Annotated in this window: 1 protein-coding gene; it reads right to left on the reverse strand. The window is 46.5% G+C overall.

The window, feature by feature from the left end; translation table 11 throughout:
• Positions 1-132 precede the first annotated feature (132 nt).
• On the reverse strand, positions 133-327 hold the full coding sequence (locus tag VER_RS10230) for a DUF3950 domain-containing protein (RefSeq protein ID WP_162100703.1): 195 nt from the start codon (positions 325-327) through the stop codon (positions 133-135).
• Positions 328-529: the final 202 nt, after the last annotated feature.

The raw sequence follows: 529 nt of genomic DNA on the forward strand, positions 1-529 counted from the left end.
GTCTGTGACAGAGCCAACACGCAGTCTGTCACTGTCAGGAAAGTGGTAAAACTGCAACTCAATTACTGCAATGCCCTCGTAATTAAGTGAATTTACAATATCGTCCTGTTCGGAGGGAAGAACGCGGGATGTTCATTCTTCATCACTTTTAATTGATGTATATGCTCTCTTGGCTGACGGGAGGCTCCGACGGCAGGCTGCAATGACCCAGGCTGAGAAATGCCCGGACCCTTGTTGCGCAAGAGCGAGGGTAAGTTGGGCAATCATTTGGTTAGGAAAGCGGATGTTGCGGGTTGTTGTTCTGCGGGTTCTGTTCTTCGTTGACATGAGGTTGCCCCGTATTCAGTGTCGCTGATTTGTATTGTCTGAAGTTGTTTTTACGTTAAGTTGATGCAGATCAATTAATACGATACCTGCGTCATAATTGATTATTTGACGTGGTTTGATGGCCTCCACGCACGTTGTGATATGTAGATGATAATCATTATCACTTTACGGGTCCTTTCCGGTGATCCGACAGGTTACGGGG

The sequence above is a fragment of the Veillonella sp. R32 genome (assembly GCF_010093125.1).
Lineage (GTDB): Bacteria > Bacillota > Negativicutes > Veillonellales > Veillonellaceae > Veillonella_A.

Coding starts and splice junctions, on each gene's coding strand:
- VER_RS10230 (WP_162100703.1), bottom strand. CDS start 327: ATGTCAACGAAGAACAGAACCCGCAGAACAACAACCCGCAACATCCGC.